Source organism: Streptomyces sp. PA03-1a, from assembly GCF_033792805.1.
Taxonomy (GTDB): domain Bacteria; phylum Actinomycetota; class Actinomycetes; order Streptomycetales; family Streptomycetaceae; genus Actinacidiphila.
In genome coordinates this window covers 1-10,406 of record NZ_JARAVO010000293.1, presented here as the reverse complement: position 1 = coordinate 10,406, position 10,406 = coordinate 1, and the positions used below count along the sequence as shown (strand labels likewise).

7 protein-coding genes and 1 pseudogene are annotated in these 10,406 nt (G+C 71.2%); 7 read left to right on the top strand and 1 reads right to left on the bottom strand.

All coding sequences use genetic code 11. The annotated features are described in order from the left end of the window. Positions 1-23 precede the first annotated feature (23 nt). A complete protein-coding gene (locus PV341_RS40085) occupies positions 24-743 on the top strand; it encodes a GNAT family N-acetyltransferase (RefSeq protein WP_500360364.1) in 720 nt (239 codons plus the stop codon). A 79-nt stretch (positions 744-822) separates the two neighbouring features. Further along, positions 823-2,811 (top strand): ATP-dependent DNA helicase, encoded by a 1,989-nt coding sequence (locus tag PV341_RS40080; protein ID WP_500329034.1) that lies wholly within the window; start codon positions 823-825, stop codon positions 2,809-2,811. Between the two features lie 105 nt (positions 2,812-2,916). Here the strand turns inward: PV341_RS40080 and lexA are convergent, their stop codons facing one another. After that, positions 2,917-3,687, bottom strand: coding sequence for a LexA family protein (gene lexA, locus PV341_RS40075; protein WP_499514419.1), 771 nt, complete (start codon positions 3,685-3,687; stop codon positions 2,917-2,919). 535 nt (positions 3,688-4,222) lie between these two features. Between lexA and nrdR the strand changes: the two genes are divergently transcribed. The 5 genes and pseudogenes from nrdR to PV341_RS40050 form a co-directional block, all read left to right on the top strand. Beyond that, a complete protein-coding gene (nrdR, locus tag PV341_RS40070; protein WP_499514420.1) occupies positions 4,223-4,735 on the top strand; it encodes a transcriptional regulator NrdR in 513 nt (170 codons plus the stop codon). A 126-nt stretch (positions 4,736-4,861) separates the two neighbouring features. After that, positions 4,862-7,765, top strand: coding sequence for a vitamin B12-dependent ribonucleotide reductase (locus tag PV341_RS40065; RefSeq protein ID WP_500360362.1), 2,904 nt, complete (start codon positions 4,862-4,864; stop codon positions 7,763-7,765). A gap of 409 nt (positions 7,766-8,174) precedes the next feature. Then, the gene (locus PV341_RS40060; RefSeq protein WP_500329032.1) at positions 8,175-9,542 is read left to right on the top strand and encodes a dipeptidase; all 1,368 of its coding nucleotides are present in this window, start codon (positions 8,175-8,177) and stop codon (positions 9,540-9,542) included. A 174-nt stretch (positions 9,543-9,716) separates the two neighbouring features. Continuing rightward, entirely contained in the window at positions 9,717-10,184 is a 468-nt protein-coding gene (locus tag PV341_RS40055; RefSeq protein WP_500329031.1) for a hypothetical protein, read from the top strand. A gap of 51 nt (positions 10,185-10,235) precedes the next feature. Beyond that, positions 10,236-10,406 (top strand): annotated as a pseudogene (locus PV341_RS40050) (serine/threonine protein kinase); the annotation flags it as partial.

The following is a 10,406-nucleotide window of genomic DNA, read 5'->3' as shown; positions in this document are numbered from 1 at the left end:
TTTAAAAAAGACGCGGATAAGGGTTGGTAGGGGGTTTTTGGGCGTTGGTGATTTGTTTAAGAGACAGGCACGGCGACGACACCCTCGACCTGGAACTGCCGCCCGAGCTCCGCGCCCTCCTCGACGAGGACGTCACCGCCGACGACCGCGCCGGCGGCCCGGCCCCGCTCGACGACCTCCTCGACGGCGTCGCCGACTGGGGGCCGGTCGGCACCCCCGCGGGCACCTTCCAGCTCGTCCCCGTACGCCCCGAGCGCGACCTCCCGGTCATCACCCACTGGATGAACGACCCCGCCGTCGCGGAGTTCTGGGACCTCGCGGGCCGGCCCGAGGTCGCCGAGCGGCACCTGCGCGCCCAGCTCGACGGCGACGGGCGCAGCATGCCCTGCGTCGGGGTCCTCGACGGGGTGCCCATGAGCTACTGGGAGGTGTACCGCGCCGACCTCGACGCGGTGGCCCGCTACTACCCGGCCCGCCCTCACGACACCGGGCTCCACCTGCTCATCGGTCCCGTCGCCGACCGGGCCCGCGGCCTCGGCGGCACCCTGCTGCGGGCCGTCGCCGACCACGCCCTGCGGCAGCGCCCCCGGTGCACCCGGGTGATCGCCGAGCCCGACCTGCGCAACACCCCGTCCGTGGCCGCCTTCCTCGCCGCGGGCTTCCGCTTCTCCGCGGAGGTCGAGCTGCCCGGCAAGCGGGCCGCGCTGCTGGTCCGCGACCGCACGCTGCGTCACGTCCTGTGACCGGCCGCGCCCGCGGGCGGGCGCCGGTACGTGCGGTGGCGACCGCGGTGTCAGTGCCGCCCCGTAGGCTGGATGCCCTATGACACAGCCCGCGAAGCCCGCCCTCACCGACCTCCTCCACGCCGCCGTCACCGCGGTCGGCGGAGTGGAGCGCCCCGGCCAGGTCACCATGGCCGAAGCCGTCGCCGAAGCCGTCGACAGCGGCTCCCACCTGCTGGTCCAGGCCGGCACCGGAACCGGCAAGTCGCTGGGCTACCTGGTGCCCGCGCTGGCGCAGGGCGAACGCGTCGTGGTGGCCACCGCGACCCTGGCCCTGCAGCGCCAGCTCGTCGAGCGCGACCTGCCCCGCACCGTCACCGCGCTGCAGCCGCTGCTGCGCCGCGAACCGCAGTTCGCGATGCTCAAGGGCCGCTCCAACTACCTGTGCCTGCACCGGCTCCACGAGGGCGTGCCGCAGGACGAGGGCGACGGGCTCTTCGACCAGTTCGAGGCCGCGGCGCCGACCAGCAAGCTCGGCCAGGACCTGCTCCGGCTGCGCGACTGGTCGGACGAGACGGAGAGCGGCGACCGCGACGACCTCACCCCCGGCGTATCGGACCGCGCCTGGCAGCAGGTCTCGGTGACCTCCCGCGAGTGCCTGGGCGCCTCGCGCTGCGCCTACGGCGCCGAGTGCTTCGCGGAGGCGGCGCGCGAGCGCGCCAAGCTCGCCGACGTCGTGGTCACCAACCACGCGCTGCTGGCCATCGACGCCCTGGAGGGCGCGCCCGTCCTGCCCAGCCACGAGGTGCTGGTCGTCGACGAGGCCCATGAACTGGTCTCGCGCGTCACCGGGGTCGCCACGGGCGAGCTCACCCCCGGCAGGGTCAACCGGACGGTGAAGCTCGCGGCCAAGCTGGTCAACGAGAAGGCCGCGGACGCCCTGATGAGCGCGTCGGAGGGCTTCGAGCGGCTCATGGAGCTGGCCCTCCCCGGGCGTCTGGAGGAGCTGCCCGAGGATCTCCGCTACGCCCTGATGGCGCTGCGCGACGCCTGCCGTCAGGTCATCACCTCGCTCGGCGAGACCCGTGACCGCTCCGTGCAGGACGAGGACGCCGTGCGGAAGATGGCCCTCGCCGCCACGGAGAACGTCCACGAGGTCGCCGAGCGCATCGTGGAGGGCTCCGAGTACGACGTCGTCTGGTACGAGCGCCACGACCGCTTCGGCGCCTCGCTGCGGGTCGCCCCGCTCAGCGTCTCCGGACTGCTGCGGGAGAAGCTGTTCACCGAGCGATCCGTCGTCCTGACCTCGGCCACGCTGCGGCTCGGCGGCGACTTCAACGGGGTCGCGGCCTCGCTCGGGCTGGCCCCGGAGGGCACCGTGGCCGCCGAGGGCGAGGAGGAGCCGCCGGTGTGGAAGGGCGTCGACGTCGGTTCGCCCTTCGACTACCCCCGGCAGGGCATCCTCTACGTCGCCCGTCATCTGTCGCAGCCCGGCCGGGACAGCGGCCGCGAGGACATGCTGGACGAGCTCGCGGAGCTGATCGAGGCCGCGGGCGGCCGTACGCTCGGGCTGTTCTCGTCCATGCGTGCGGCCCAGGGCGCCGCCGAGGTGCTGCGCGGCCGCATCGACCACCCGGTCCTGCTGCAGGGCGAGGAGACCCTGGGCGAGCTGATCCGCCGCTTCGCCTCCGACGCCCGCACCTGCCTGTTCGGCACCCTCTCGCTCTGGCAGGGCGTGGACGTGCCCGGGCCGAACTGCCAGTTGGTCGTCATGGACCGGATCCCGTTCCCCCGCCCCGACGACCCGCTGATGAGCGCGCGCCAGAAGGCGGTGGAGGACAGGGGCGGCAACGGTTTCATGGCGGTCGCGGCCACGCACGCGGCCCTGCTCATGGCGCAGGGCGCCGGCCGGCTGGTGCGGGCCTCCGGGGACCGCGGGGTCGTCGCCGTCCTCGACCCCCGGCTGGTGACGGCCCGCTACGGCGGCTTCATCAAGGCCTCGATGCCGGACTTCTGGCAGACGACCGACCGCAACCAGGTCCGCCGTTCGCTGGCCGCCATCGACGCCGCCGCCTCGGCGGCCGAGTGACGCCACCGGGCACCCCCGGCAGAGCACGACAGCAGCCCCGGCACACAACGGGGCCCCGGAACCGGCGCAGAGGTTCCGGGGCCCGGTCACGGGCGGGTCCTTGGCTCAGACCCGGCGCAGTACCGCCACCACCTTGCCGAGGATGGTCGCCTCGTCACCGGCGATGGGCTGGTACGCGGCATTGTGCGGCATCAGCCACACATGCCCGTCCTCGCGCTTGAAGCGCTTGACCGTGGCCTCTCCCTCGATCATCGCGGCGACGATGTCGCCGTTCTCCGCGACCGGCTGACGGCGCACGGTCACCCAGTCGCCGTCGCAGATGGCCGCCTCGATCATCGAGTCGCCCACGACCTTCAGGACGAACAGCTCGCCGTCGCCCACCAGCTGGCGGGGGAGCGGGAACACGTCCTCCACGGACTCCTCGGCGAGGATCGGGCCACCGGCGGCGATCCGGCCCACCAGGGGGACGTACGACGCGGACGGCTTGCCCGCGGTGTCCGTGGGCTGCGCCTGCGCGGAGTCGGAGGCGCGTACCTCGTAAGCGCGGGGCCGGTGCGGGTCACGCCGGAGGAAGCCCTTGCGCTCCAGCGCCATGAGCTGATGGGCGACCGACGAGGTGCTCGACAGCCCGACGGCCTGGCCGATCTCGCGCATGGACGGCGGGTATCCGCGCCGCTGGACGGAATCCCGGATCACCTCGATGACGCGCCTTTGGCGGTCGGTGAGTCCGGAACTGTCCGCCCGGATTCCTGGAGGTCGTCCGGGTAGCGCTCGCGCGGGCTTTGGCGTCTCGTCGTTCATCGCTTCCATCGGGCGTAGCCGGTCCTGGGGGCGGTCATGGGCGGTCAATGTGGCGCTGTCGGCGGTGGTGGTCACGGCGGCCCCTCTCGAGATGTTCTCCCTAGTAGGACAACGGTAGTTGCTTTCGAAAGGTTGCGCCAAACACACGTTCGAGTGAATTTGCGCGGATCCGGTGACGCGATCAAGGTGTAGATGGTATTGATCGAATATAATTTCGAATTCAGCCCGCATTCGGGATCCGAACGCCGTTTCCCCGGGCCGGTATTGCGGTGTCGCCCCGGTCCGCCCGCCCGGTTCCATGATGCGCGAGCCGTGACGATCCGTACACCCAGTGTGTCATCCGCGCCCCGGCTCTCCCGGGAGGCCGCGCGTCGCGTAGGCTCCCGTCCCGTCGGCGGGCCGCGACACGCGGTCCGCGCGATGGGTGCATATGGCCGCCACGCCACCAGATCTAGTGGTTGGATGGGGTCCAGCCCCCACAAGTAGTGGTCCCCGGGTCATCAAGCCCTCCCGGATCGCCTATGCTTGTGGCTGCTTCGCGGGGCCGTGACCGGCCCCTCGGGCTCAGAAGTCGTGCGCTCACCGTGGGTGAGGGAGGGAGAGGGAAACGATGCACTGCCCCTTCTGCCGACACCCCGACAGCCGCGTCGTCGACAGCCGGACCACCGACGACGGCACCTCGATCCGTCGTCGCCGGCAGTGTCCCGACTGCGGCCGCCGCTTCACCACCGTGGAGACGGCCTCGCTGATGGTGATCAAGCGCAGCGGGGTCACCGAACCCTTCAGCCGTAACAAGGTCATCGCCGGAGTCCGCAAGGCCTGCCAGGGCCGGCCCGTCACCGAGGACGCCCTCGCCCAGCTCGGGCAGCGCGTCGAGGAGGCGGTGCGCGCCACGGGCAGCGCCGAGCTGTCGACCCACGACGTCGGACTGGCCATACTCGGCCCGCTGAAGGACCTGGACCTGGTCGCCTACCTCCGCTTCGCCTCCGTCTACCGGGCCTTCGACTCGCTCGAGGACTTCGAGACGGCGATCGCCGAGCTGCGCGACCAGGGACCACCGGACGACACCGGTGGGCGGGACCGGGACGGAGCCGTCCCGACCGCCGCCGTCGCCGCAGAGTAGCGGCGGCACACCGGTACGAGACTTGCCGGGCACCCGGGGGTGTACCGGCCGTGAGAGACACAGACGCGGGAAGACCGCGGCGCTTCAGGGCGTTTTACCTGTAATGCCTGTAATGGGAGGCGGCACATGACAGAGACGACGAGCGGCCCGGCACGGAGCTCCCGAGCCAAGGCCGGCAAGGCGGCCGCGGCGGCTCCGGCCGCCAAGGGCCTGCGCATCGAGCGCATCCACACCACCCCGGGGACGCACCCCTACGACGAGGTGGCCTGGGAACGCCGTGACGTCGTCATGACCAACTGGCGCGACGGCTCGATCAACTTCGAGCAGCGCGGCGTGGAGTTCCCCGACTTCTGGTCGGTGAACGCGGTCAACATCGTCACCAGCAAGTACTTCCGCGGTGCCGTCGGTTCCCCGCAGCGCGAGAGCAGCCTCCGCCAGCTGATCGACCGCGTGGTCACGACGTACCGCAAGGCCGGCGAGGACCACGGCTACTTCGCGTCGCCCGCCGATGCGGAGATCTTCGAGCACGAGCTCACCTGGGCCCTGCTCCACCAGGTCTTCAGCTTCAACTCCCCGGTCTGGTTCAACGTCGGCACCGCCCAGCCGCAGCAGGTCTCGGCGTGCTTCATCCTCTCGGTCGACGACTCCATGGAGTCCATCCTCGACTGGTACAAGGAAGAGGGGATGATCTTCAAGGGCGGTTCCGGCGCGGGCCTGAACCTCTCCCGCATCCGCTCCTCCAAGGAGCTGCTCTCCTCCGGCGGCAACGCCTCCGGCCCCGTCTCCTTCATGCGCGGCGCGGACGCCTCCGCCGGCACCATCAAGTCCGGCGGCGCCACCCGCCGCGCGGCCAAGATGGTTGTCCTGGACGTCGACCACCCCGACGTCGAGGCCTTCATCGAGACCAAGGTGAAGGAGGAGGAGAAGATCCGCGCCCTGCGCGACGCGGGCTTCGACATGGACCTGGGCGGCGACGACATCGCGTCCGTCCAGTACCAGAACGCCAACAACTCCGTCCGCGTGAACGAAGAGTTCATGAAGGCGTACGAGAACGGCGAGAAGTTCGGCCTGCGCGCCCGGATGACCGGCGAGGTCATCGAGGAGATCGACGCCAAGGCGCTGTTCCGCAAGCTGGCCGAGGCCGCCTGGGCCTGCGCCGACCCCGGCATCCAGTACGACGACGTCATCAACCACTGGCACACCACGCCGGAGACCGGCCGCATCACCGCGTCCAACCCCTGCAGCGAGTACATGCACCTGGACAACTCGTCCTGCAACCTCGCCTCGCTCAACCTGATGAAGTTCCTCGACGACGACGGGAAGGGCAACCAGCGCTTCGACGCCGTGCGCTTCGCCAAGGTCGTCGAGCTCGTCATCACCGCGATGGACATCTCCATCTCCTTCGCGGACTTCCCGACGCAGAAGATCGGCGAGACCACCCGGGCCTTCCGCCAGCTGGGCGTCGGCTACGCCAACCTCGGCGCGCTGCTCATGGCGACCGGCCACGCCTACGACTCCGAGGGCGGCCGCGCGCTGGCCGGTGCCATCACCTCCCTGATGACCGGCATCTCGTACAAGCGTTCCGCGGAGCTCGCCGAGGTCGTCGGCCCGTACGACGGCTACGCCCGCAACGCCACCGCCCACAAGCGCGTCATGAAGCAGCACTCCGACGCCAACGCGGTCGCCACGCGGATGGACGACCTGGACTCCCCGGTCTGGGCCGCGGCCACCGAGGCCTGGCAGGACGTCCTGCGCCTCGGCGAGAAGAACGGATTCCGCAACGCGCAGGCCTCCCTGCTGGCCCCGACCGGCACCATCGGCCTGATGATGGACTGCGACACCACCGGGATCGAGCCGGACCTCGCCCTGGTCAAGTTCAAGAAGCTGGTCGGCGGCGGCTCCATGCAGATCGTGAACAACACGGTCCCGCAGGCCCTGCACCGCCTGGGCTACCAGCAGGAGCAGATCGAGGCGATCGTCGCCCACATCTCCGAGCACGGCAGCGTCATCGACGCGCCCGGCCTGAAGTCCGAGCACTACGAGGTCTTCGACTGCGCCATGGGCGAGCGCTCCATCGCGCCGATGGGCCACGTCCGGATGATGGCCGCGACCCAGCCGTTCCTGTCCGGCGCCATCTCCAAGACGGTCAACATGCCGGAGTCGGCGACCGTCGAGGAGATCGAGGAGATCTACTACGAGGGCTGGAAGCTCGGCCTGAAGGCGCTCGCGATCTACCGCGACAACTGCAAGGTCGGCCAGCCGCTCTCCGCCAAGAAGAAGGCGGACGAGAAGAAGGCCGAGACGGCGGAGGCCCCCGCCGCGGTCGAGAAGGTCGTCGAGTACCGCCCGGTCCGCCGCCGGCTCCCCAAGGGCCGTCCGGGGATCACCACCTCCTTCACGGTGGGTGGCGCCGAGGGCTACATGACCGCGAACTCCTACCCGGACGACGGTCTGGGCGAGGTCTTCCTGAAGATGTCCAAGCAGGGCTCGACCCTCGCGGGCATGATGGACGCCTTCTCCATCGCCGTCTCCGTCGGCCTGCAGTACGGCGTGCCGCTGGAGACCTACGTCTCGAAGTTCACCAACATGCGCTTCGAGCCGGCCGGTCTCACGGACGACCCGGACGTGCGGATGGCGCAGTCGATCGTCGACTACATCTTCCGCCGCCTGGCGTTGGACTTCCTGCCCTTCGAGACCCGCTCCGCCCTCGGCATCCACTCCGCCGAGGAGCGCCAGCGCCACCTCGACACGGGCTCGTACGAGCCCGCCGCCGAGGAGGTCGACGTCGAGGGCCTGGCGCAGTCCGCCCCGCGCCAGACCGAGGCGCCCAAGCCGGCCGCCACGGCCAAGCCCGAGGTCGTCGCGGTGACCCCGGCGCCGAAGACCGCGCACAACTCCACGGAGCTGCTGGAGATCCAGCTCGGCCTCAACGCCGACGCCCCGCTCTGCTTCTCCTGCGGCACGAAGATGCGCCGCGCGGGCAGCTGCTACCTCTGCGAGGGCTGCGGCTCCACCAGCGGCTGCAGCTGATCCCGGGCGGTCGTCACCCGAAGGTGCCCGCGAGGGGGATCCGGATTCGTCCCGGATCCCCCTCGCGGGTTTTCCCGTCGGCACCGCCCGGGGCTCGCCGGCACCTGAAGTGAGGCCGGGCCGTCAGGCCGGCAGCGGCCGGTAGGCGGTGCCGGCCAGGACGCCGCTCGTCGAGGACGGGCCCCGGCCCTCCTCGATGAGCGGCGCTCGGCCGGCCAGCGCCTCCGTGGACCTCCGGCCGGATTGCTTTTCCTCCGGTATTCGTGCCGCCGAGAATGGCACGCACCTTCTATTCCCCTGCGTCGCGACGCGATTAGGGTCGAGGGGGTTGTCGAATTCCCGTGACGGTGAGGCGTTTTCCCTCCTCCGGCGATCGGCGCTCCCTTCCCCGCACGCCAAGGAGTTCCCGTTGTCCACCGATCCCCTCGCCGACACCGTCGCCTCGCTGATCCCGGCAGCGCGGGACGAGCTCGCGGAACTCGTCGCGTTCAGGTCGGTCGCGGACCCGGCCGTGTCACCCCCCGAGGAATGCCACAAGGCTGCCGCCTGGGTGGCCGGCGCCCTGCGGGACGAAGGATTCGACGACGTACGCGTCCTCGACATGCCCGACGGCCACCAGTCCGTCCACGGTCACCTCGCGGGGCCGGCGGGGGCTCCCACGATCCTGTTGTACGCGCACTACGACGTCCAGCCGGCCCCGGACGAACAGGCCTGGCGCACCCCGCCGTTCGAGCTGACCGAGCGCGACGGACGGTGGTACGGACGCGGCACCGCGGACTGCAAGGGCGCCGTGGTCATGCACCTCCTGGCCCTGCGCGCGCTCAAGGCGCACGGCGGCGTGCCGCTGAACGTCAAGGTGATCGTGGAGGGCTCCGAGGAGCAGGCGACGGGCGGCCTGGAACGGTACGCGCGGGCCCACCCCGAAGTGCTCGAAGCCGACGTGATCCTCATCGGTGACGCCGGGAACTTCCGCCTCGGGATGCCGACCGTCACCGCGTCGCTGCGCGGCATCACGATGCTCCGGATCGGCGTCGAGACCCTGCGCGGCAACCTGCACTCCGGCCAGTTCGGCGGGGCCGCGCCCGACGCGCTCACCGCGCTCGTGAAGATCCTCGGCTCGCTGGTGGACGACGACGGATCGCCCCGGGTCGAAGGCCTGGAGACCGGCGGCGCATGGCGAGGACTGGCCTACCCCGAGGCCGATTTCCGCGTGGACGGCGGGGTACTGGACGGGGTGGACCTCGTCGGCACCGGCTCCGTGGCGGACCGGCTCTGGGCACGGCCGTCCCTCAGCGTGATGGGCATCGACTGTCCCCCCGTCGTGGGTGCCACCCCTTCCGTCCACGCAAGCGCGCGGGCGGCGATCAGCCTGCGCATCCCTCCGGGCGTCGACGCCGCGCAGGCCACGGAGCTGCTGACCGCCCAGATCGAGAAGCACACCCCGTGGGGCGCACGGGTGTCCGTGGAGCAGGTCGCCCAGGGCGAGCCGTTCCTCGCAGACACCTCGAGCCCCGCCTACACCGCCATGGCCGAGGCCATGCGCACGGCCTACAGCGGTCGCGACCTGAACATCGCGGGGCTCGGCGGCGGCATCCCCCTGTGCAACACCCTCGCCTCCCTCTACCCACGGGCGGAGATCCTCCTGATCGGGTTGTGCGAACCGGAGGCACAGATCCACGCCGTGGACGAGAGCGTGTCCGTCGACGAACTGCGGCGGCTCGCCGTCGCCGAAGCCCATTTCATGCGCCACTACGCCGGAACGGGAATCCGCGGATAGCGGGCGGATCCCATGAATCAGGTGCCATTACCGAGGGGAAGCGCCGTCGTCCACACCGCGGCCCCCGATCCGCGATCCGTCACTGATCCCGCAGCACCCGCGGCGACCCGCTGCCCGGAGGCATCCGCCGTCCGGCGGCGCGCGCCGCGGCTCGCCCGCCTCCTGGAGCACCCGGTGCGGAAAGCACTCGTACCCGCCGTACTCGCCACCGCCGTACTCGGTGTGTTCGCCGTCGTGCAGCCACGCGGTTCCGACGCGCACGGGGCGGCGGTCGAGGCCGCCCCGCCGGCCGGTCTGCGGGTCGGCGCCGTCTGCTCGTCGGACATCGACTACGCCACCGAGGTCTCCTGCGGGCTGGGGAACTTCGGCGACGTCCGCTTCCGGTGCGGGTCCGCGGGCACCGCGGCCGCTCCGTGCCCGCGGACCCGCACCGTCACCCTCGAGAACACCGGGCGTACCGCCCTGCGGCTCGTCACCGTCAGCGGCTCGGCGCCGGGTGAGCGGCACGAGACCGTCTCCCGCCTGCTGCGCCCCGGGACCCGGACGGCCCTGGGGCCCCGGGCCGGCGACACCTACCTCTACGACATCGTCCTGCGTTTCGACGCGGGCCCGGCGCAGGCACGGGTCGTCGCCCTGTCCTGAGCCCGGCCGGTCGAAGGGACCCGTCAACGGATGACCAAGGAGAATCGCGCGATGTCCGAGCTCGGACGCCTGGTGGCCGGGAGATACCGGCTGGTCGAGCGGATAGGCCGTGGCGGCATGGGTACGGTCTGGCGGGCCGAGGACGAGCTGCTGGGCCGTGCGGTGGCGGTCAAGCGCCTCCACCAGCCCCAGCCGCACCTGCAGGACGACGAGCTGGAGACG